Origin of the sequence: Actinoplanes xinjiangensis (assembly GCF_003148685.1) — a bacterium.
GTDB lineage: Bacteria > Actinomycetota > Actinomycetes > Mycobacteriales > Micromonosporaceae > Actinoplanes > Actinoplanes xinjiangensis.
The window spans coordinates 41144-64109 of the sequence record NZ_QGGR01000002.1; the positions used below are offsets into that span (position 1 = coordinate 41144).

The 22966-nt window shown below is 71.2% G+C and carries 18 protein-coding genes; 1 reads left to right on the forward strand and 17 read right to left on the reverse strand.

Annotated elements, in window-relative coordinates:
- The 4 genes from BC793_RS03725 to argH form a co-directional block, all read right to left on the reverse strand.
- Positions 1–990: a carbohydrate ABC transporter permease gene (locus BC793_RS03725; RefSeq protein WP_373871233.1), complete on the reverse strand. Its 990-nt coding sequence runs from the start codon at positions 988–990 to the stop codon at positions 1–3.
- 70 nt (positions 991–1060) lie between these two features.
- Complete coding sequence (locus tag BC793_RS03730) at positions 1061–2365, reverse strand: extracellular solute-binding protein (RefSeq protein ID WP_109589200.1); 1305 nt, start codon at positions 2363–2365, stop codon at positions 1061–1063.
- Between the two features lie 400 nt (positions 2366–2765).
- Entirely contained in the window at positions 2766–6380 is a 3615-nt protein-coding gene (locus BC793_RS03735) for a DUF4132 domain-containing protein (RefSeq protein ID WP_109589202.1), read from the reverse strand.
- Positions 6381–6594: 214 nt separating this feature from the next.
- Positions 6595–8046: an argininosuccinate lyase gene (argH, locus tag BC793_RS03740; RefSeq protein ID WP_109589205.1), complete on the reverse strand. Its 1452-nt coding sequence runs from the start codon at positions 8044–8046 to the stop codon at positions 6595–6597.
- 211 nt (positions 8047–8257) lie between these two features.
- On the opposite strand from argH, the gene dapE reads away from it, so the two are divergent.
- On the forward strand, positions 8258–9316 hold the full coding sequence (gene dapE / locus BC793_RS03745; protein WP_109589207.1) for a succinyl-diaminopimelate desuccinylase: 1059 nt from the start codon (positions 8258–8260) through the stop codon (positions 9314–9316).
- Here dapE and argG read toward each other — a convergent pair whose 3' ends face one another.
- The 13 genes from argG to BC793_RS03810 all read right to left on the reverse strand — a co-directional run bounded on the left by argG (position 9317) and on the right by BC793_RS03810 (position 22806).
- Entirely contained in the window at positions 9317–10549 is a 1233-nt protein-coding gene (gene argG / locus BC793_RS03750) for an argininosuccinate synthase (RefSeq protein ID WP_109589209.1), read from the reverse strand.
- Positions 10546–11439, reverse strand: a complete 894-nt coding sequence (locus BC793_RS03755; protein WP_109589213.1) for a hypothetical protein — start codon at positions 11437–11439, stop codon at positions 10546–10548. Before BC793_RS03755 ends, argG begins: the two co-directional genes overlap by 4 nt.
- A complete protein-coding gene (locus BC793_RS03760; protein WP_109589215.1) occupies positions 11436–11936 on the reverse strand; it encodes an arginine repressor in 501 nt (166 codons plus the stop codon). Before BC793_RS03760 ends, BC793_RS03755 begins: the two co-directional genes overlap by 4 nt.
- Positions 11933–12865: an ornithine carbamoyltransferase gene (argF, locus tag BC793_RS03765; protein WP_109589218.1), complete on the reverse strand. Its 933-nt coding sequence runs from the start codon at positions 12863–12865 to the stop codon at positions 11933–11935. Before argF ends, BC793_RS03760 begins: the two co-directional genes overlap by 4 nt.
- A complete protein-coding gene (locus BC793_RS03770; protein WP_109589220.1) occupies positions 12862–14013 on the reverse strand; it encodes an acetylornithine transaminase in 1152 nt (383 codons plus the stop codon). Before BC793_RS03770 ends, argF begins: the two co-directional genes overlap by 4 nt.
- Positions 14010–14876, reverse strand: a complete 867-nt coding sequence (gene argB / locus BC793_RS03775; protein ID WP_109589222.1) for an acetylglutamate kinase — start codon at positions 14874–14876, stop codon at positions 14010–14012. Before argB ends, BC793_RS03770 begins: the two co-directional genes overlap by 4 nt.
- Positions 14873–16045, reverse strand: a complete 1173-nt coding sequence (argJ, locus tag BC793_RS03780; protein WP_109589224.1) for a bifunctional glutamate N-acetyltransferase/amino-acid acetyltransferase ArgJ — start codon at positions 16043–16045, stop codon at positions 14873–14875. Before argJ ends, argB begins: the two co-directional genes overlap by 4 nt.
- Before the next feature lie 34 nt (positions 16046–16079).
- A complete protein-coding gene (gene argC / locus BC793_RS03785; RefSeq protein WP_109589227.1) occupies positions 16080–17081 on the reverse strand; it encodes an N-acetyl-gamma-glutamyl-phosphate reductase in 1002 nt (333 codons plus the stop codon).
- Between the two features lie 598 nt (positions 17082–17679).
- A complete protein-coding gene (locus BC793_RS03790) occupies positions 17680–18405 on the reverse strand; it encodes a hypothetical protein (protein WP_109589229.1) in 726 nt (241 codons plus the stop codon).
- Positions 18406–18510: 105 nt separating this feature from the next.
- Positions 18511–19473 carry an L-histidine N(alpha)-methyltransferase gene (egtD, locus tag BC793_RS03795; RefSeq protein ID WP_373871232.1) on the reverse strand — a complete coding sequence of 321 codons (963 nt, stop codon included), beginning with the start codon at positions 19471–19473 and terminating at the stop codon, positions 18511–18513.
- Positions 19474–19487: 14 nt separating this feature from the next.
- The gene (egtC, locus tag BC793_RS03800; RefSeq protein ID WP_109589231.1) at positions 19488–20228 is read right to left on the reverse strand and encodes an ergothioneine biosynthesis protein EgtC; all 741 of its coding nucleotides are present in this window, start codon (positions 20226–20228) and stop codon (positions 19488–19490) included.
- Positions 20228–21520 (reverse strand): ergothioneine biosynthesis protein EgtB, encoded by a 1293-nt coding sequence (gene egtB, locus BC793_RS03805; RefSeq protein ID WP_109589233.1) that lies wholly within the window; start codon positions 21518–21520, stop codon positions 20228–20230. Before egtB ends, egtC begins: the two co-directional genes overlap by 1 nt.
- Positions 21517–22806 carry a glutamate-cysteine ligase family protein gene (locus BC793_RS03810; protein ID WP_109589235.1) on the reverse strand — a complete coding sequence of 430 codons (1290 nt, stop codon included), beginning with the start codon at positions 22804–22806 and terminating at the stop codon, positions 21517–21519. The genes egtB and BC793_RS03810 overlap by 4 nt, the downstream gene beginning before the upstream one ends.
- Positions 22807–22966: the final 160 nt, after the last annotated feature.

The following is a 22966-nucleotide window of genomic DNA, read 5'->3' on the forward strand; positions in this document are numbered from 1 at the left end:
TCACCAAACCTCGCCTTGCTTGCGCAGCACCCGCCGGTAGAACACCGAGAAGATGAGCAGGATCGAGAGGATCAGCACGCCGTACGTGGAGGCGAGCGAGTAGTTCCGGATGCCCTCGAAAGCGGCGCGGAAGGCACCGGTCACCAGGATCTCGGTCGATCCGGCCGGCTGGCCCTCGGTCACCAGGAAGATGATCGGGAACATGTTGAAGGTCCAGATCGTGCCGAGCAGGATCACCGTCATGCTGACCGGCCGCAGCCCCGGCAGGGTGATGTTGCGAAACCGCTGCCACGGCGTCGCGCCGTCGATCTCGGCCGACTCGTAGAGCTCCTCGGGGATGCTCTGCAGACCACCGAGCAGGGCCACCATCATGAACGGCACACCCAGCCAGATGTTCGTGATCACCGCGACGAACAGTGACGTCCACCTGTCGGCGAACCAGGCGACCGAGTCGATGCCGATCGCGTTGAGCAGCGAGTTGACCAGGCCGAGCTGCTCGTTGAAGAGGAACTTCCAGGCGAAGGCGCTGATGAACGCCGGCACCGCCCACGGCAGCACCAGCAGGACCCGGTAGAAGCCGCGGAACCGCATCTCCCGGTGGATCATGACAGCCAGGCCGAGGCCGAGGCCGTAGTGGAAGACCACACCCGCGGCGGTCCAGATCAGGGTGGTCCCGGTCCACTGCCAGAACTCACCGATCTTCCCGGTGAGGACGTTGACGTAGTTGTCGAGCCCCACGAACGACCAGGCGTTCGGGTTCTCCTTGCAGACCTCGCCACCGGTGATCGACTTGGTGCAGATCTCGGCGAGCTGGTTGGCCTCGGTCTGGTCGGTGAACGTCAGCCAGATGCCGTTGACCAGGGGATAGAAGATCAGGACCGCCAGGACCGCGACGACCGGCACGACCATCGCCCAGGCCGCCCAGTGCTTGTCCCAGTTCCGCCGCAACGCGGTGCTCCTCGGCGCCGCGTCGGCAGTCACAGTGCTCATCAGCTGTGCTCCAGAGAGGAAGCGAAGCGGGCGCCGGCTCTCGGCGAGCCGGCGCCTGCGTTCAGGACCGTCAGTTGGTGGCGTACGAGGGAACGACCTCGGCCTTGTACTTCTGGGCCACGGCGTCGAGCGAGGCCTTGGCGTCCTTGTTCTGCACCAGGACCTCGGTGGCGAGAGTGTCGAGCGGGCCGAAGAACTGGCCACCCTCCGGGATCCACGGGCGGTTCACGGCCGACTCGATGACCGGCTTGAAGGCCGAGATCACGGCGTTGCCCTTGACCGACGCGACCTCGTAGGCCGACTTGCGGGTCGGCAGCACGCCCAGCTTGTCGGCGAGGGTCGCCTGCGACTCGGCGGAGTTCATGAACTTGATGAACTCGACGGCGGCGGCCGCCTTCTCCTGCGGGACACCCGAGTAGACGACGTAGTTGTGGCCACCGATCGGAGCACCCGCCTTGGCGGAACCGGCCGGGACCGGCGCGATACCGAGGTTCTCCAGGCCACCGAAGGCCGGAGCGGCCTTCACGTTCGCGACCTCCCACGGGCCGTTGACGATGAAGGCGACCTTCTTCTCCTTGAAGAGGGTCATCATCGTGCCGTACGAGTCGGTCGCCGACGGCTTGACCGAGGCGCCGCTGTCGATCAGGTCCTTCGCGATGTTCAGGCCCGCGACGTTCTGCGCGGAGTTCACCACGATCTTCTTGCTGGCGGTGTCGACCAGGTCGCCGCCCTCGCCGTAGAGGAACGGCAGGGTGAAGTAGCCGGCCGGGTTCACGTACAGACCCGCGGCACCGGTCTTCTGTTTCACGGTCTGCGCGGCGGTCTTCAGCTCGGCCCAGGTCTTCGGCACCGCGACGCCGGCCTTCTCGACGAGCTCCTTGTTGTAGAGCAGGGCGAGGCTGTCGGTCACCTGCGGGACGCCGTAGGTCTTGCCGTCGAACTTGTTCGAGGCCAGGGCGGCCTCGTTGTAGTCCGGCGCGTCGGCGAGCAGGGCCGAGTCGTCCAGCGAGTAGAGGTAGCCCAGCGACGCGAACTCGGGCACCCAGGCGACCTCGGCGCGCAGGATGTCCGGGGCCCCGGTCTTCGCCGCGGCGGCGGTCTTGAACTTGTTCTGCGCGTCGGCGAACGGCACCGACTGGTAGTTGATTTTGATGTTCGGGTACTTCGCGTTGAACTGCTTGATCAGGTCCTGGAAGACCGGACCCTCGTTCTTGGCGTCCGACGTGTCCCACCACGTGAGCTCGGCGGACAGGGCGGCCGGGTCGACGGCCTTGTTGTCGCTAGCGGCCGGCTCCTTGTCGCCGCTGCACGCGACGAGGGTGAAGGCGAGGGCCACAGAGGAGAGAGCGGCCAGTCCCTTGGTTATGCGACGCATGTTGCGCTCCTTGAAGACCTGCTTGGTGACGACCGGACGTTAGCAAGAGTTTTCGGTGTTAGAAACCCCTTGCGAACCAACTTGCAACACGGGCGTCTCCGAAAACCCGCACGATTCCGGCATCGCGGGCGCTCCAGGGCTTCTAGCTGCTGTTCCGTTACCGATAGTGGCCCATCAGGGAACACAACCGGCATGGAAGCGGGCGACATCTCTTGCAGGCGAGCTTGCGCGAAGGCGCGCGATAGAGCGTTTCGCCATGCAACTTCTTTCATGGACGACTGAAAGCCCGTGCCGGATTTCGACGGGCAGCCACCGGTCAGGGCGGAAAAGCGTCAGGAATGTAAACAAGCGGTGACCGGCATACCGCCGGTCACCGCTGTTCGAACGCCTCGGGCGCGGATCAGTGCCCGGCGGTCACCATCGCCAGGTCACGGATCAACTCGGACACCACCACCGGATCCAGGTCGCCGAACGTGGCAACCCGGCCGGCCGCTTCCACGACACCGAGGGTCTGCTCAGGGAAGAGGTCCACGGCGCCCACGGCGATGCCCGGCTCCAGACCCAGAATGAACTCCAGACCCCGCGCCGGCGACATGGTCACGGCCGTCTGCACGCCGCCGTCCCCCGGAGCCGCCCGCCGCCAGCCTCGGCTTTCCAGGCCCAGCACCGCACCGGCCGGAACCCGGCGGCCCTCGAACCGGGTCAACACGGCGGCCGCCGCCTCGGCCCCGGTCAGGCCGGCGACCTCCCGTCCGAGCTGGGCGAACGGCTGCACGATCCGGTAGTCGGCGAAGATCTCCGACCACAGCGGCAGCGTGCCACCCAGATGGACCGGATGGACCACACCGACGACCTCACCCTCGGCGATGGTGACGGCGTCGTCGTGCACGTCGGCGAAGGTGCCGTCCTCGGCCACCCGGAACCCGCCGGTCAGGCTGCCCTGCCCGCCGTAACGGCCCCAGAGAAGCCGCCGGGTCAGGTGGCGCACCAGCGGATGCTCCGCCAAGAAGCGCCGGAACTCGTCCACCGGCCAGCGGCGGCCGGTCACCATGGCACGTTCCAGACGGCGAACCTGATCGGCGGCGACCGTCCGCACATCCTTCTTCAGCAGCAGAAACCGCCGGTGGGCGGCGGAGGCGCGCTCCGCGTCGTCCCGGGCGCCCGGCTTCGGCAGAGTCTTGAGCACCTTCCCGCCGGCGTCCACGACACACGGCCTCAACTCCTCGTCGAACCGCACGGCGAAACTCCGGGACCCGTAGTCGAGCGTCAGACCACCGTCGCCGTCCAGCCCGAAGTCCGGCACCAGACGGTCCGCGAGCTGCTCGGAGGTCAGGCCCAGCCGGTCGGCGACCTGGCCGATCTGACGCTGGGCGGCCGTACGGAGGCCCGCATACCGCGAACGCTCGGCGATGTGGTTGAGCTGCACGAGCGCGAACTCGGTGCCGATGTCGGCGAGCACACCCAGACCGGTGACGGCCCGGGCGTGCCCGCTCTGCCCCGGCCACTCCATGATCAGCGGGGTGAGCCGCCGTACCGTCTCGTCGTCACCGACCAGCCCGAGCGCGTCCAGCGCCCAGCCCTGCCTGCCGTTGGCGCCGGCGGCCAGCCACGCCTCGAACAGCCCCCAGGTGAACCGGGCCAGGTCGGCCGGCTCGCACGCCTGCCGGACCGTCTCGACACCCGGATACGGTTCGAGGGGCTTGTCCAGCGCGAACACCATTGCCAGGTCACGCAGCACGGCAGTCGGCAGAACGGGAGCCGGTCCCCCGCCGGGGCGCTCGGCATCGCGGGTCGCCACACCACCGGCCTTGCGGCCGGCAACGGCTGGACCGGCAACCGCCGGACTGGCATCCTCCGGGCCCGCAACCGCCAGGCCAGCACCTCCCGGGCCCGCAATCGGTGGGTCGGCGCCTTCTAGGCCCGTAACCGCCAGGCCAGCATCTTCCGGGCCCCCAACCGCCAGGCCGGCGGCGGCCTCCGGGCCGGAGGCTTCCGCGTCGGGCCGTGGGGCGGGTGGCCGCCGGAGACGAACCGGGGGCAGAAGGGCCGGGTCGAACCACTTCGGGATGGCGGGGAGTTTCGTGGGGAGGATCGCCAGCGGATCGGTGGCGATCAGCGTTTCGACGGCGGCCGCGGCCTCGGGGCCATAGGACCCGGCGACCGCCCGGAGAGTCTCGGCGTGACCGGCGGCGGCCATATACGCCAGCGTGTGCTGCGCCGACCGTCGAGCGGAACCGTCCGGGCCGAACGCACGGGGCACGAGATACTGGGCCGCGAACCCGGGATGTCGCTCCAGCCACGCACGCGCCACCAGACCGGCCGGTCCCCGGTCATGCAGGCGCACCTGCATCCGCCAGGGGATGTCCGGAGACGTGAACGGCAGCATCAGCGCGCCGGCCACCGCCGAGTCATGGAAGGCCAGTCGCCGCAGGGGCAGCAGCGCGTCCGCCCCGAAACGCGCGACGATCCGCCGCATCCAGGGCTCGCAATCCGGAGCGGGCACCGGACGCCACTCGGCGAGCAGAGGACGGGCCGTCTCCTCCGGCGCGTCGACGAAGAACTCGGCCGCCTCCCGCCAGTCGACCGCCTCGCCCCGCTCCAGCCGGCCGGCGGTGACGGCCCAGCCCTCCTCGCCGGCGGTGCCGGCCGATCCTTCCCGGTGGGCGCCCGCGTCGTGCCGGTCGAGCGGGGACGACAGCCACTCGGCGCGCTCGCCGGGCAACCACTCCAGGGTGATCGGGGTGTCGGGGGCCTTGAGGTCGAGAATTACGAGGGGATTCGCCCGCCGGCGGCGCCATGGCGGGTCGGCCAGTAGTGGGGGCAATGCCTCCGGCGGGGCGGGCACGACGGTGTCCACGCCGGACAGGCACTCGCGGATCCGGGCTGCGGGAGCTCCGGTCAGATCGGCCGCGACCCGCTCGGCCAGCGCCGGCTCGGCCCGGACCAGGGCTGACAGCAGGTCGTTCATGCCGGACCTGCCCGCCGCGGCAGAGAACAGGCGCAGGGCCCGCTCCGGGAACCGGTCGGCCGCCCCGGTCAGCGCCTCGCGCACGTGCCGCTGACCGAGACGATCGACCAGGCCGCGCATCGCCTCGTCCTCCGGCAGCACGGACAGCAGGCCGAGTAGGTCACGGCGGACGTCGGCGCGGGTGGCGGGGAGACGGTCGAACCAGTCCAGCAGCAGGCCGGTCGCGGCGGCCGGGCCGACACCGTCGACGACCGTGGCGTTCAACCCGGGCCAGCCGGCGGCCAGTGACCCGGCGGCGTCACGGGCGCCGGCCGCCTGCGCGGGTGTGCCGATCGCGGCCAGCAGCATCGCGGCGTGGTGGAAGTCGCGGCCGGCCAGTGCCTCCGCCCAGTCCTGCTCGACCCAGTCGGCCCGCGACGGGACGAGCACCGAGGTGGCACAGCGGGTGTGCGGGCCGCGCTCCCGGTAGCCGGTGATCGCCTCGACGACCTCGGCGTGGACGTCGTCGGGGGCGGCTGCCAGGGCCGCCCGGACCCGTAACAGCACGACGAGGTCGGGGTCGAAGAAGAGCGCCACCGTACGGGACTCGTCGCCGGGCCGGCGGCGGCGCACACCCATGATCTCGGTGCCGTCGCGGCGGATCGCCCGGCGGGGTGGCCGGTCGCCCTCGGCCACCAGGATCAGGGAGAACAACTCGACGGCCGCCTCGGCTGCGAACCGCAGGCCCCGCTCGCCCAGCCACAGGTCGGCGAACCAGGGGCGGCGCACATGCTCCTGCCAGTCCAGCGTCTTCGTGGCGAGGGCGGCGACGGCCGCGCCGGCGGGAGCCGCCGCCGGATCGCCGGCGCACCAGGCGGTGGCGGCAGCGCGCAGCTCCGGCTCGGTGAACTCGCTGGCGATCACGCCCGGGACGAGATCAGGCAACTCCCGCAACTGCCCGGCGACGACCTCGCGGGCACGCGGGTCGGGCTCGACCGGTCGGACGCCGGCGCCGCCCCGGCGCGGGTGCAGCCGGGACAGCCATGGTTCGGGCAGCGCGAACGACATGGCGGCACGGTACCGGCCACCTGTGACAGAAACGGGAGCGGCCGGGACCGCTCCCGTTCGAGGTGACCGACTGGCTGCGGACGACCTTCACGACCCGGATCATCGAAGGAAGACCCCGGCGACCCGGATCACCGACGGACGAAGCTCCGCCACCGTGTCAGCGCGGGACGACCCGACGAAGCGGATCAGCGGCGGGCGGAGCTTCGCGGCCGGGTCAGCGCGGGACGACCTTCTCGATCGCCCACTGGCGCCAGTTGTCCAGTTTGTGCTGCACGATCGCCAGCTGTTCGGCGACCGGGCCCGGGCCGGTCGAGCCCGGCGTGGTACGGGCGGCGAGTGCCGACGACACCGACAGGACCTCGCGCACCGACGGGTCCAGGTGCTCGCTGATCGTCTTCAGGTCGTCGTCGGTCACGTCCTCCAGCTCGCACTCCCGGGCCGAGCAGAGTGCCACCAGCCGGCCGGTGATCTCGTGCGCGTCGCGGAACGGCACGCCCTTGCGGACCAGCCAGTCGGCGACCTCGGTGGCCAGCGAGAAGCCGACCGGGGCGGCCGCAGTGAGCCGGTCGACCCGGACCGTCATCGTGGAGACCATGCCGGCCAGCGCGGGCAGCAGCAACTGCAGGGTGTCGACCGCGTCGAAGGCCGGCTCCTTGTCCTCCTGCATGTCCCGGTCATACGTCAGGGGCAGGCCCTTCAGCATGGTCAGCACCGCGACCAGACCGCCGACCAGGCGGCCGCTCTTGCCCCGGGCCAGCTCGGCGATGTCCGCGTTCTTCTTCTGCGGCATGATCGACGAGCCGGTGGCGAACGCGTCGTCCAGCTCGACCCAGCCGAACTCGGTCGACGTCCAGAGGACCACCTCCTCGCCGAGGCGGGACAGGTGCACACCGATCAGCGCGGTCACGAACAGGAACTCGGCCACGAAGTCACGGTCGGCGACGGCGTCCATCGAGTTCTGCGCGGGGGCGGTGAAACCCAGCTCCTTGGCGACGGCCGCCGGGTCCAGCGGCAGGGACGAGCCGGCCAGCGCGCCCGAGCCGAGCGGGCTGATCGCGGCCCGCACGTCCCAGTCCTTCAGGCGCTCCAGGTCACGCAGCAGCGGCTGCACGTGCGCGAGCAGCCAGTGGCCGAAGCTGACCGGCTGGGCGTGCTGCACGTGGGTCAGACCCGGTGCCGGGGTGTCCACGTTGCGGGCCGCCTGCTCGGTCAGCGCGTCGGCCAGCTCGATCAGTGCCACGGCCACGCCACGGGCGTGGTCACGCAGGTAGAGCCGCAGGTCGGTGGCGACCTGGTCGTTGCGGGACCGGCCGGCGCGCAGCTTGCCGCCGAGTGCGCCGAGCCGCTCCAGCAGGCCCCGCTCCAGGGCGGTGTGCACGTCCTCGTCCTCGATCGTGGGACGGAACTCACCGGCCGCGCAGGCCGACGCCAGGTCATCCAGCGCGGCGAGGATCCGGCCCAGCTCGTCGGCGTCGAGCAGGCCCGCGTTGGCCAGCACCCGGGCATGCGCACGGGAGGCCAGCAGATCGTACGGCGCGAGCCGCCAGTCGAACTGGACGCTGACGCTCAGCCGGGCCAGCGCCTCCGCCGGACCACCGGCGAAACGGCCGCCCCACAGCCTCGTCGGCTCGTCGCTCTCCGACACACCTTCTCCTCGCTCGCTCACGTTTCGTTACCTTCCTGAACCCTATCGCTGAGCCCTGTGTGCCGGGTCCCGGCCCGGCGCCATCGCGCTGGGTGGGACAGGTGGCCGTCTCCACCGGATACACCCCGGCGGTCGCGTTGCGGCCGCGCCCCTCGCCTCCGTCGCGCGGTGGCTCACGGTGCCTTGACTGGCCGTACGTATAAAAATGCCTTGGATCTGATAAGTTTGCAACATGACCAGCCTCGATCTGACCGGTGATGTCGTCGACCTCACTCGGACCATCTGTGACATCCCGTCCGTGAGCGGTGACGAGAAGGCCCTGGCCGACGCTGTGGAGAGCGCCCTGCGCACCTGTCCGCACCTGGAGGTGCTGCGTGACGGTGACGCCGTGGTCGCCCGGACCTCGCTGGGCCGCCCGACCCGGGTGGTGCTCGCCGGGCATCTCGACACCGTCCCGATCGCGGACAATCTGCCGGTCGTGCTCGACGGCGACGTGCTGCGCGGCCGCGGCACCGTCGACATGAAGGCCGGGGTCGCCGTGATGCTGCAGCTCGCCGCCCTGCTGCCGGAGCCGCGGCACGATCTGACGTTCGTCTTCTACGACCACGAGGAGGTCGCGGCGCGGCTCAACGGGCTGGGGCGGCTGGTCCGCAACCACCCGGAGTGGCTGGCCGGCGACTTCGCGATCCTCGGTGAGCCGTCCGACGGCACGGTCGAGGGCGGCTGCCAGGGCACCATGCGGGTGAAGATCACCGTGCCCGGTGTGGCGGCGCACTCGGCCCGCTCGTGGAAGGGCAGCAACGCCATCCACAGCGCCGGCGCGGTGCTCGACGTGCTGCGCGCCTACGTGCCCCGGCAGCCGGTCGTCGACGGCCTGCAGTACCACGAGGGCCTCAACGCGGTGAAGATCGAGGGCGGCATCGCCGGCAACGTGATCCCCGACCTGTGCACCGTGTACGTCAACCACCGCTTCGCCCCGGACCGGGACGTGGCCGCCGCCGAGGCGCACCTGCGGGAGGTGTTCGCCGGTTTCGAGCTGGAGGTGACCGACGCGGCGCCCGGTGCGCGGCCCGGGCTGGACAAGCCGGCCGCCAAGGAGTTCGTCGAGCTGGTCGGCCGGGAGCCGCAGGCCAAGCTGGGGTGGACCGATGTGTCGCGCTTCGCCGGGCTGGGCGTCCCGGCGGTCAACTTCGGGCCGGGCGACCCGCTCCAGGCGCACACCGACGGCGAGCACGTGCCGGTGCCGGAGATCCGGCAGGCCCTGCACGTGCTCACCTCCTGGCTCAGCTGATCACTCGGCCGGTTCCGCCGCCGCACGCAGGATGGCGCCCGGCACCGAATACATGTGGGCGAACGCGCGGGCCTGCTCGCCGGTCCACAGCGACGAGCCGTGGCCGTAGACGACACCCGAACGGGTCGCGGCGTCCAGCAGGCTGTGCGGGCTCCTGCTGCCGAGGAGCACGATGTTGCCCTTGTGCAGCAGGACCCGCACGGTGCCGGTGACCCGGGTCTGGCTGGAGTCCAGGAAGGCCCGGAAGTCGTCCATGATCGGGTCGAAGTAGACGGCCTCGTGCAGCAGATCGCCGTAGGTGTTGCCGAGCGTCGCCTTGGTGGACTGCTGCCGGTTCGACAGCACCAGTTTCTCCAGCTCGCGGTGCGCGGCGATGAGGATCAGCATGCCGGGCGCCTCGAACCCGACCCGGGCCAGGTTGCCGACCATGGTGGAGCCCATGTGGATGCCCCGGCCCACACCGTGCTCGCCGCCCAGCACGTTCAGCGCCGACAGGATGTCGTAGTTGTTCTCGTTGGGCAGCGCGTCACCGGCCGCGGTCACCGCCGAGACGACCTCGCCCTTCTCGAAGCTGATCAGCAGCTCGACGCCCTTCTCCGGGGCCTCGTCGATCGGCTTGGTGTAGGTCCACGCCGACTCCGGCAGGTACTCCCAGGAGCCGTAGGTCTCCTCGCCACCGATCGACGTGCCGATCAGGCCCTCGTTGATCGAGTAGAGCTTGACCTTCTCGCTGACCTCGTAACCCCGCGACCGCAGGAACTCGGTCTCCCCCTCGCGGGTGAGCCGCTCGTCCCGGATCGGCGTGACGATCTCCAGGTGCGGGGCCAGCGCCCGGATCACCGCGTCGTAGCGCACGTGGTCGGCGCCCGCACCGGTCGAGCCGTGCGCCACCGCGTCCGCCCCGACCTCCAGGGCCACCTGGACGACCTTCTCCGCCTGGATCAGCCGCTCCGCGCCGACACACGACGGGTAGGCGCCGTTACGCAGGTAGTTCGCCTTGATCGCGTAGGTGATCACCCGGTCGTAGAGTTCCGCGCGGGCGTCCACGACGTGGTGCTCGACGGCGCCCAGCTCCTCGGCGCGCGCCTTGACGACCTCCGCCTCACCGCTGTGCAGGCCGCCGGTGTCGATGTTGGCGGTCACCACGTCCCAGCCCTTCTCGCGGAAGTCCACGAGGGCGTACGAGGTGTCCAGACCACCGGAGAAAGCGAGGACGATCTTGCGCTTGGTCATCGGGGCAGTTCCTTCTCGAGAATCGGCACATACGTCCTACCGTCCCGGCGGACGTGACCCGGCGGCAGGACGTAGAACTCACAGCGGCCCGCTTCGATGTCCTTCTGCATCGCCCGCTGGCGGCTGTAGTCGAACGGATCGAGCAGGAAGGTCGGCTCGGGCAGCTCTGTCCCGGCCGGGAGCGTCAGGTCGCTCTGATAGACGAACGAGCCCGGCGAGGTGTGGAACGGAACGGTCGCGACCAGGATCTTCAGCGCCCCGAACTCGGTGTGCACCTTGAGGGCACTGTTGTCGTACTGGGTGACGCCGTCCAGCTTCTGCGCCCGGTACGCCGACAGGGCCAGCGCCTTCGCCGCCTTGCCCAGGCCCACCGCCGGCATCAGCGACCACAGCGACCAGCCCACCCAGCGGCCCGGCTCGGCGCTCGGGGCGGCGCAGTATCCGCCGACCGGGACCGGACCGCGGTAACCGCTGTCGCGCATGTCCTGCTGCACCTTGCGCAGCAGCTGCTTCACGTCGGTGTCGAAACGGAACGTGGACCGCTCGACCATGTCCGCGAACTCGGCCTGCGGCAGCCCGGCGATCAGGGCGGCGGCCGGCATCAGGATCAGGTCGACCATCACCCACTGCGGCATCGGGATACCCCGGTCACCGAACGCGATGCCGTTGATGATGTTGAAGAAGTTCAGGAAGTCCCGGATGGACCAGTCCTTCTCCGCGGTGTCGGTGAAGTCCAGCCAGGTCAGCTTGTGGCCGTACGGCGTCTCGTTGAGGTGCGGCCGCAACGTCTCGTTGGAGGCGAGGAAGAACTCCACGCCGTGCCCGACCAGGCTGTCGGTGTGGTCGGCGAAGTCCGGGAAGCGAGCCTCCACCGCGGGTGTGAACGTCATGACCGGCTCTCCTCGGAATCCGCCCTGCTCCAGTTGCTGAGTTTCTCGGCCAGCACCGCACCCGACGTGGGACCGCTGTCCCGGGCCACCACGAAGATGGTGTCGTCCCCGGCTATGGTGCCGACGACGTCCGCGAGACCGGACCGGTCCAGCGCGCTGGCCAGGAACTGCGCCGCCCCCGGCGGAGTACGCAGCACCGCGATGTTGCCGCTGGAGTCGACACCGGTGAGCAGCTCGCGCAGCAGCCGGATCAGCCGGGCCGGGCCGTGCCCGGTGGTCTCCCGCAGCGGCTTGTGCCCGTCCTCCGGAATGTAGTAGACGCCGCTGACCTTGACGGCGTTGAGCTCCTCCAGGTCACGGGAGAGAGTGGCCTGGGTGACCTGGACCCCCTCGTGGGCGAGGATGTCGGCCAGCTCGGTCTGCGACCGGACCCGGCGGGTCCGGATCAGGTCGACCAGCCGGGCATGCCTACCGGCGCGGGTCAGCGGAGCACTCATTGCGCATTTACCGCCAGCAGCCAGCTGAGCAGTGCCTTCTGCGCGTGCAGGCGATTCTCCGCCTGGTCGAAGACGGCGCTCTGCGGCCCGTCGATCACCTCGTCGGTGATCTCCTCGTTGCGGTGCGCCGGCAGGCAGTGCAGCACGATCGCCTCCCGGTCGGCGGCGGCCAGCAGCTCCTTGTTCACCTGGTACGGCCAGAACGGGGTGAGCCGGTCCTTGCCGTCCTCCTCCTGGCCCATCGACGTCCACGTGTCGGTGGCGATCACCTGCGCGCCGTCGGCCGCCTCCCGCGGGTCCCGCAGCACCTCGACCGAGCCGCCGGTCCACGCCGCGATCTCGGCCGCCCGGCTGACCACCGACGCCGCCGGGTCGAACCCGGACGGGCCGGCCACCCGCACGTTCATCCCGGCCATCGCGCCCGCGATCAGGTAGGAGTGGGCCATGTTGTTGGCGGCGTCACCGACGTACGCGAGGGTGCGCCCGGCCGTCGAGCCGAACCGCTCCCGGATCGTCAGCAGGTCGGCGAGCAGCTGGCACGGGTGATAGCCGTCGCTCAGCGCGTTGATCACCGGCACCCGCACACCGGACGCCAGCTCCGCGAGCCGTTCGTCGCCGTGCGTGCGGTAGACCATCGCCGACACGTACCGGGCCACCACCCGGCCGGCGTCGGCGAGCGTCTCACCGCGGCCGAAGTGGGTGTTCTGGCTGTCCACGATGATCGGCTGGCCGCCCAGCTCGGCGATGCCCGCCTCGAACGACAGCCGGGTGCGCAGACTGGCCTTGTCGAAGAAGACGGCGACACTGCGCGGGCCGGCCAGCGGGGTGTGCCCGAACCGGTTCGCCTTCATCTCGGCGGCCAGGTCGAGGACCTCGGCCTGCTCCTGCGGGGTCAGGTCGTCGTCACGGAGGAAGTGGCGGGTGGTCACCGGATACCGTCCAGGGCAGCGATCAGGGCGTCCGCCTGATCGGAGGAGATGATCAGGGGCGGGGCGAGCCGGATCACGTCCGGCTTGGCGGGGTTGACCAGGAAACCGGCGTCGCGCAGCCGGGCCGCGACCTCGGCGGAGACCGGCTCGTTGAGGACGATCCCCAGCAGCAGGCCGGCGCCACGGACATATTTCACCAGCGGGTGGTTCAGTCCCTCGACGCCGAGCCGGATCTGCTCACCGACCCGCTTCACATGGTCCAGCAGACCCTCGTTCGCGATCGTACGGATCACCGCGAGCCCGGCCGCACAGGAGACCGGGTTACCGCCGAAGGTGGTGCCGTGCGAGCCCGGGGTGAGCAGGTCCGCGGCCGGGCCGAAGGCCATGCAGGCGCCCAACGGCAGACCCCCGCCGAGACCCTTGGCCAGGGTGACGACGTCCGGCTCGACACCCTCGCTCTGGTGGTGGAACCAGTGCCCGGTCCGGCCGATGCCGGTCTGCACCTCGTCGAGCACCAGCAGCGCGTTGTTACGCGTACAGATCTCGCGGGCCGCCGTCAGATAGCCGGCCGGGGGCACGACCACGCCGTTCTCCCCCTGGATCGGCTCCAGGATGACCATGGCGGTCGCGGTGGTCACCGCGGCCTCCAGAGCGGCGACGTCCCCGTAGTCCACATGGGTGACGTCGCCCGGGAGCGGCCGGAACGGATCCTGCTTCGCCGGCTGCCCGGTCAGCGCCAGAGCGCCCATGGTCCGGCCGTGGAAGGCACCGTGGGTGGCGACCACGTGCGTACGCCCGGTCAGCCGGGAGATCTTGAAGGCGGCCTCGTTGGCCTCCGCGCCGGAGTTGCAGAACAGCACCCGCCCGGTGCGGCCGGCCAGCGCCAGCAGCAGGTCGGCGAGCGCCACCGGCGGCTCCGAGATGAACAGGTTGGAGACGTGCCCCAGCTGCTGGATCTGCTGGGTGACCGCGGCGACCACAGCCGGGTGGGCGTGCCCCAGGGCGTTCACCGCGATGCCGCCGAGGAAGTCGACATACTCCTTGCCGTCCTCGGCGGTCAGCACCGCACCCCGGCCCTTGACCAGGCCGATCGCCGGGGTGCCGTAGTTGTTCATCATCGACTCCTGCCAACGCTGCACGAGAGTCATGCCGGGACCACCATTGTTCCGAATCCTTCTTCCGTGAAGACTTCGAGCAGAGTCGAATGGGCGACCCGGCCGTCGACGACGTGCGCGGCCGGGACCCCGCCGCGGACCGCGCGCAGGCAGGCCTCCATCTTGGGCACCATCCCGGACTCCAGGCCCGGGAGCAGCTCCTCCAGCGCGTCGGCGTCGATCTCGCTGGTCAGCGACGACGTGTCCGGCCAGTTCGTGTAGAGGCCCGGCACATCGGTGAGAACCACCAGCTTGCGGGCGCCGAGTGCGACCGCCAGCGCGGAGGCCGCGGTGTCGGCGTTCACGTTGTGCAGCACGCCCGCCGCGTCCGGCGCGACCGTGGCGATCACCGGGATCCGGCCCGCCGCGATCAGGTCGTCGACGGCCGACGTGTCCACCTGGTCGACGTCGCCGACCTGGCCGATGTCGACCTCCTCTCCGTCGATCGTCGCGCCCCGGCGGACCGCCGTGAACAGCCCGGCGTCCTCACCGGACAGGCCCACCGCGAACGGGCCGTGCTGGTTGATCAGGCCGACCAGCTCCCGGCCGACCTGGCCGGTCAGCACCATCCGGACGATCTCCATCGTCTCCGGGGTGGTGACCCGCAGGCCGCCGCGGAACTCCGACTCGATACCGACCCGCTTGAGCATCCGGCTGATCTGCGGGCCACCGCCGTGCACGACCACCGGCTTGATCCCGACCAGGCGCAGGAACACCATGTCGGCGGCGAACGCCTCCTGGAGCTCCGGGTCGATCATGGCGTTGCCGCCGTACTTGATCACGACCGTGGTGCCGTGGAACCGCTCCAGCCACGGCAGCGCCTCGATCAGGATCCCGGCCTTCTTCAGCGGATTCACGACGAGTACGCCGAGTTCTCGTGGACGTACGCGTGGGAGAGGTCCGTCGTCCAGATCGTCGCGCTCATCTCCCCCTCACGCAGGTTGATCGTCACGCTCACGTCCCGCCCGGACAGGTCGACCTTGCTGCGGTCCTCCGCGGCCGCCCCGCCCTTGCAGATCCACACGCCGTTGATCGCCACGTCGATCCGGTCCGGCTCGAACGCCGCACTCGTCGTGCCGATCGCCGCCAGGATCCGGCCCCAGTTCGGGTCGTTGCCGAAGAACGCCGTCTTCACCAGGTTGTTGCCCGCGACCGTCCGGCCCACCTGCACCGCGTCCGCCTCGGTGGCCGCGCCCTGCACCTCGATCGCGATGTGCTTGGTCGCGCCCTCGGCGTCGGCGATCAGCTGCTGGGCCAGGTCGTGGCAGACCTCGGTGACCGCGGCGGTCAGCTCCTCCGCGGTCGGCTGCCGGTTCGACGCACCGCTGGCCAGCAGCAGCACCGTGTCGTTGGTCGACATGCAGCCGTCCGCGTCGATCCGGTCGAAGGTGACCCGGGTGGCGGCGCGCAACGCGGCGTCCAGCACCTCGTTGTCGGCCGACGCGTCGGTCGTGATCACGACGAGCATGGTGGCGAGCGCCGGGGCCAGCATGCCGGCACCCTTCGCGATACCGCCGACCGACCAGCCCTCGCGCTGGGCCACCGCGTTCTTCGCCACCGTGTCGGTCGTCATGATCGCCTCGGCGGCCTTACCACCACCGTCGGTGGCCAGCGACCTGGCCGCCGCGTTCACCCCCGGCAGCAGCCTGTCCATCGGCAGCAGCTCGCCGATCAGGCCGGTCGAGCAGACCGCCACGTCACCCGCGCCGATCATCATGCGGTTGGCGCCGCCACGCAGCACCGTGGCGGTGTGCTCGGCGGTCGCGTGCGTGTCACGGAAGCCCTGCGAACCGGTGCACGCGTTGGCGCCCCCCGAGTTGAGGATCACCGCGCGGACGATGCCGCCCCGGAGCACCTGCTGGCTCCACAGGACGGGCGCCGCCTTGACCCGGTTGCCGGTGAACACGCCGGCGGCCGTGTAGTCGGGGCCGTCGTTGACGACCAGGGCGACGTCGGCGTTGCCGTTGGCCTTGAGCCCGGCGGCCACGCCGGAGGCACGGAACCCCTTGGGGTGGGTGACGGTCACTGTGCTTCCTTTACAGGTCCGGCGGCGTGGTCGATCACGGCGCCACTCCGAAGACGCTGAGGCCCGTGGTCTCGGGCAGGCCGAACATGATGTTCGCGTTCTGCACGGCCTGGCCGGCCGCACCCTTGCCGAGGTTGTCCAGCGCGCTCACCACGATGATGCGGCCCGAGTCGATGTCGACCGTGGCCTGCAGGTGGCAGGAGTTGGAACCCGCGGTGGCCGCCGTGCGCGGCCAGGAACCCTCCGGCAGCACGTGCACGAACGGCGCGTCCGCATAGGCCGCCTCGAGAGCCTCCCGCGGGTCGCCGCCGTTGAGCCGGCGCGCCGTCACCGTCGCCAGGATGCCGCGCGGCATCGGCGCCAGGATCGGGGTCATCGACAGCGAGGCCGCCCCGGTGGCCTGCTTGATCTCGGCGACGTGCTGGTGCGCGCCGACCTTGTAGGGCGACAGGTCGCCCATGATCTCGCTGGCCAGCAGGTTCACCTTGGCGTTGCGCCCGGCACCGGAGGTGCCCGAACTGGCCACCACCACGACGTCCTCCGGGTCGGCCACCCCGGAGGAGATCAGCGGCGCCAGCGCCAGCGTGATCGTCGCCGCATAGCAGCCCGTGTTGGCGACCCGGTCGGACGCGGCGATCGCGGCCCGCGCGCCCGGCAGCTCCGGCAGGCCGTAGGTCCAGGTGCCGGCATGCCCGCCGCCGTAGTAGCGGGTCCACTGGTCGGCGCTCTCCAGCCGGAAGTCGGCCCCCAGGTCGACCACCTTGACACCGGCGTCCAGCTGCCCGGCGACGGCCGCCGACTGCCCGTGCGGCAGAGCGAGGAACACCAGGTCAGCGCCGCTGAGCGTGGCGGCGTCGGTGGAACCCAGCGTCAGGTCGAGCCCGGTCAGCTGCGGATGCACCGCGCCGACCGGGGAGCCGGCCTGGCTGTGCGCGGTCGCCGCGACGAGGTCGAACTCGGGGTGCCCGGCGATCAGGCGCAGCAACTCACCACCCGCGTAGCCACTGGCTCCCGCTACCGCGACCCTGATTCCCATGCCTACCTCCGTATGACTATGCAGAAGAACGTATCAACTCCCACTCGCCGCAGCAACCACGAACGCGCCCATCCCGCATGCTGAGCGATGCGATCCGGTCCCGGTCGGGGTTTCTCCCATTTCGGGGGGTACGGGCCACACCGCCCCGACCGCAGTCGGCCCGTCCCCGCCTACACCGCGGCGCAGGCGGTCCGTCCCGCCCGCCACCGCGCCTCACGGGCGCAGCCGGCCCGTCCCCGCCGGCTGGCCCCCACCGCTGTCTCAACCGCTCCGAAACAGCGGTGACAACCAGCCGGGACGGTTCGGCTGGCTCTCACCGCTGTCTCAGGCCGTTTGAGACAGCGGTGGGAACCAGCCAGGACGGTGCGACTGGCTTCCACCGGTGCCTCAACCCGTCCGAAACAGCGGTGGGAACCAGCCGGGGCCTCGCGGCTGGCTCTCACCGCTGTCTCAGGCCGTTTGAGACAGCGGTGGGAACCAGCTGGGACTTTGGGCGCGGGGTGGAGCGGGTCGTTTGGTGGGGTGGACGCGGACAGGAGCACACGATCGGTGATCGTGTGCTCCTGTCGGGGCTTGGGGTGGGTGGCCTTGGGAACGTCTAGGTGGAGGCCCACTCGTTCCAGGCGGCGAGCCACTCGTCCTGGGCGGCGGCGATCGCAGTGATCTTGGCGTAGTCGACCGGGCGCAGGCCACGCTGGCGCTGCCAGGCCAGCTGCGCGGGTCGGCTGGGCACGTCGGGGCCGAGCCTGGTGCCGTACAGGAGGGTCTCGGCGATGGCCCGGTCCCGCCGTGCCGGGTCGGTGCGGAACCAGCCGGCCTCCCGGTCGAGACGGGTGAGCTGGTCGAGCATCGTCTGCACGGAGCGGCGCGCCTCCTCCTCCGGTTCGCCGGCGAGATCGGTCTGGCGGCGTACCGCGTTGCGCCACAGGTCGGCCCAGGCGCGCGGCAGTTGTGGGCGCGGACCGCCGGAGGTCGACCAGGCGTCGTGCTCCCGGGACGCCCGGATGACCGCATGGACCAGCAGGATGTGCGGCTCCCGGGCCGGTGACGGCTCACCGGCGGTCTCCGAGCCGTCGCCGGCCGGCAGCGGCGGAACGGGCGGCGACGGATCATCGCCGGGTGGTTCGGGTGACGGCGACGGGTCGCCGCCGGGTGGTGATGGCGGGCTAGCGCCGGAGGGCGACGGGTCGCCGCCGGGTGGTGGTGGCGGGCTGGCGCCGGAGGGCAGCGGGCTGGCGCCGGAGGGTGGGTGGGCCTGCGGTGACGGCTCGGCGGGCGGCTGGTCGCCGGGCGGTGGTACAGCGTCCGCGTGGTCGGACTCCATGCGGGACCCCCTTGGTCGACGCCTCGTGCTGCCGTCTCGCGCGGACTCGCGAGACGGCTCCTGGCGGTGAGGCGGCACCGCAAGGAAAACACGAAGCGTCAACCTTCAGCCCGCCTGGGCGAGGGTGAGTCCGAACCAGTCGTTCGGATCGGTCCACCAGTGGCGTGTGGTGAAGCCGGCGGCGGCGAGTTCGGCGGTGAGCCCGGCGCGGCGGAACTTCGCGGAGATCTCGGTGCGCATCTCCTCGCCCGCGGCGAACGGGACGTCGAGGTCCAGGCCGGCGACGTGGACGACCTGCTCGCGGGTGGACCGCAGGCGCATCTCGATCCACTCGTTGTCCGGGTCCCAGAGGGCGACGTGCCGGAAGGCGGCCGGGTCGAAGTCGGCGGCCAGCTCACGGTTGATCACGTGCAGGACGTTGCGGTTGAACTCGGCGGTCACCCCGGCCGCGTCGTCGTAGGCGGGAACCAGCACGGCCGGGTCCTTGACCAGGTCGGCGCCGAGCAGCAGCCACTCGCCCTCGTGCAGGACCGACCGCAGCGACGACAGGAACGCGGCCCGTTCGGTGGGCACGAGGTTGCCGACGGTCCCGCCGAGGAACGCGACCAGACGGCCGTCGCCCTCGGGCAGATGCCGCAGATGGCGGGTCATGTCACCGATGACACCGCGGATGCCGAGGCCGGGATAGGCGACGGTCAGCGACTCGACCGCCGCGGCCAGTGCCGACCCGGAGACGTCCAGCGGGACGAACGCGCCGAGCGTGCCGCGGGCGACCAGGGCGTCGAGCAGCAGGCGGGTCTTCTCCGACGAGCCGGAACCCAGCTCGACCAGGGTCTTCGCGTCGGTGATCCGGGCGATCTCGGCGGCGTGCCGGTCGAGCAGGGACCGCTCGGTACGGGTCGGGTAGTACTCCGGAAGCCGGGTGATCTCCTCGAAGAGTTCGCTGCCACGGGCGTCGTAGAACCACTTCGGCGGCATCCACCGAGGGTCGGCGGTGAGTCCGGCGCGCACGTCCGCGCGCAGCTCACGGGCCAGATCGTCGTCGTCGATGTACCTGTCCAGGAGCAAGGCCGAGCACCTTTCTAGAGGGGAGTGATCTCCACACGACCCGCGGTGGCGACGACCAGGCGGCCGTCGGGGACGGGCTGCCACGCCGGTCCCGGGTCGAGGGGCTCAGAACTGATCAGGGTGGAGTCGCGCAGCGATCGCACCGACAGGGCGTGACCGAGCGTGGTCGCGATCATCCGGTCGCCGTCGCCGAGGAGGAGGTTCAGCCGGGATCCGGGCGCGGCGGCGGCGACCTCGGTGACCACGGCGGCGACCGCCTTGGCCGGTGGCTCCCCGGCGCGCAGCTTTCCTCGTACCAGCGCCCAGAGGGTTGCCGAGTCGGTGGGCGCGTCGAGGGTGAGGAGATCCTCCACCGGGAGGTCACGGGCCTGCGCGGCGACGGCCGAAGGCCAGCCGCGGACGACGCCGTTGTGGCTGAACAGCCACCGGCCGTCGGTGAACGGCGCCGCCGCCGTCTCGACGACCGGCATGCCGACGGTGGCCGAGCGGACCGCCGCGAGGACCGCGCCGGCCGTCGTCGCGGCCGCGAGCAGCGGCAGCGACGCGTCCGTCCAGATCGGCATGGCGCTGCGGTGCCGCACCGGTGCCGCGGCACCGGGCGGCCACCAGCCGACACCGAAACCGTCGGCGTTGATCGTCCCCCCGCCACGCATGTCGCGGGGCGCCCAGGCTTGCGTCGCGAGGGCGTGCGGCGGGTCGAAGAGCAGATCCTTCAGCGGTACGGGCGGACCGAGATAACCGAGGTGCCGGCACATCAGGCGTCCCGTGCGCAGCGGAAACCGCTGAAGATCTGCCGCCGGATCGGATGGTCCCAGTTGCGGAAGGTGCCCCGGCAGGCAGCCGTGTCGGTGCCGAAGGAGCCGCCGCGCAGCACCCGGTAGTCACCGCCGAAGAACACCTCCGAATACTCGCGGTAGGGGAACGCCGCGAACCCGGGGTAACCGTGGAACCCGGACGAGGTCCACTCCCAGACGTCGCCGATCAACTGGTGCACGCCCTGCGGGGAGGCGCCGTCGGGGTAGGCGCCGGCCGGGGCCGGGCCGAGGTGCCGCTGGCCGAGGTTGGCGTGCCGCGCCTCGGGTGGGTCGTCTCCCCACGGGTAGCGGCGGGAGCGGCCGGCCGACGGGTCCCAGCGGGCGGCCTTCTCCCACTCGGCCTCGGTGGGCAGGCGTTTCCCGGCCCAGGCGGCGTAGGCCTCGGCTTCGAAGTAGCAGACGTGGACGACCGGCTCGTCGGGTGCGACCGGGGTGACCCGCCCGAAGCGCCGGTGCAGCCAGCCCCCGGAATCACGGATCCAGTGCAACGGCGCCTCCAGGCCGCTGCTCTGCCGGTGCGCCCAGCCGCGCTCGCTCCACCATCGTGGGTCGTCGTAGCCGCCGGCGTCCATGAACGCCAGATAGTCACCGTTGGTGATCAGTGCGGTGTCGATCCAGAACGCCGGCACGTCGACGGGGTGGGCGGGGCGTTCGTTGTCGAGCGCCCAGGGCTCGGTGTCCGTACCCATGGTGAATCTGCCCGCTTCGATGAGCACCTCGCCGGAGACGGCCTGCCGGGCACGCGGTGGTGGGGGCGCCGTCAGCACCGGGGCACCGGCCCGTAGCTGGTGGGTGGCCAGCATGGTCTCGTCGTGCTGCTGCTCGTGCTGGACGATCATGCCGAACGCGAACCCGCCGTCGAGCAGCCTGCTCTCCGGGCCGAACCGGGTGCGGTCGAGCACGTCGAACACCTTGTCGCGGACCTGCGCGGTGTACGCACGGGCCTCGGCCGGGTCGAGCAGCGGCAACCCCGGCCGGTCGCGCCGGGAGTGCTTGAACGCGTCGTACAGCTCGTCGATGTCCTGCCGGAGCGGGTCACGGCCGCCCACGTCCCGGACCAGCCACAACTCCTCCTGGTTGCCGACGTGTGCGAGGTCCCAGACGAGCGGGGACATCAACGGCGAGTGCTGCCGGGTGAGGTCGTCGTCGTCGACGGCGTCGGTGAGCAGGACCGTCCGGGCCCGGGCGCGTTCCAGGTCGGCGGCGATGGACAGCCGCAGGTCGTCGGTCATACGGAAACGTCCTCTCGTGGTCGTCCGGGCACGGCGTCCCGCAGGCGGCGGGAGACGATGCCGGTGACGGTGTCGCGGACCGGCGCGGACAGGCCGGTCCGGTCGAGGTTGCGGCAGGCCAGGTCGGCGAGGGCGGTGGCGGCCCGGCGCACCGGCCGGTCGGCGAGACCGGACCGGGCGGCGGCGTGCCAGCGGCCGGCGGCCGGGGCGGCCAGCTCCCGGGCCCGATCGGTGAGCGCGTCGCCGGAGAGCAGCGCCGTCAGCACCGCGGCCGGGGCGATCCACTCGTCGCCGGGTTGCGCGTCGAGGTAGCGGATCTCCAGGTAGCCGCGCGGTCGCACCGGCGGGAAGAGGGTGCCGAGGTGATATTCCAGGTCGTCGATCGTCGGCGGCCGGGTGACCGGGTCGATGATCTGCGGTGGCCGCTGCCGGCGGGGGCCGATGCGGCGCCCGCCGATCCGGCCGGAACCGGCCGGGCCGCCCTCGATGCCGCCCGCCTCGATCCAGTCGGCCATGGTCACACCGGGCCGCACGTCCCACCGGCCGTGCTCGCGCCGCACGCACAGCAGAGGCGCGTGCACCGCGTAGTGTGCCCAGCTCACCGCCGGGTCGACGGATGCGGGGACCGGGCCCGAGCGGCGGGGGTCGATACCGTGCCAGGCCGCCGTCCGGGCGGACGCCCATCCGTGCCGCGGTGAGTTGGCGAACAGGGCCAGCAGCGCCGGCCCGGCCTCGTGCAGAACGGCCCATCGGGCCGCGACCTGGTGGGTCTCCCCGGCGTCGAAGCAGACCTGGAGGCCGGCGGTGGAACCCATCATGGTGTGCCCGGCGTTGTCGAAGGCCCGGTCCATGGCCGCATAACGCGGCGCTTCCAGGATGCGGCGGGGCGCCCGGTACGGGTCCAGGCCGCGATCGCCGAGAACGATGCCCCGGCTCGCCAGCAGCCCCGCCAGGGTGTCCCGGTCGGCGGTGACCGCGGCGTGCAACTCGGCGAGCGAGCCGGCCGGCGCCGACGAGATCTCGATCTGCAGGCCCGGCTCGACGGTGACCATGCCGCCGCCGGGCAGCGGCACGGGGTGTGGATTGCCGAGGGCCGCGGGCGTGTGCACGCCCAGCGCCTCGACCAGGTCACCGGCCCGCAGGTACGCGGAAGGGTCGGCGACCGGATGCGTGGTCCACTCCAACTCGGCACCGACCTGCCGAGGCGGGCCGGTCTTGAAACAAATGCCGGTTATGTGCTCGATTGCTTCGGCGGCTCTTCGCAGAACCCGGTCAGCCGAACCCATGGTCCTCCATCACTCACTGCGCGTGATCAATAGACTTCACTGCGTCCGATCCCGTTAGGACCTTACCGGCACCCTCTGACATTCGCCTCCCACCAGAGCTTCCCGGTGGATGAAGTTCCGGAACCGTAGCGGGGTGCCGGAACCGGTTCCGTACGTGGAA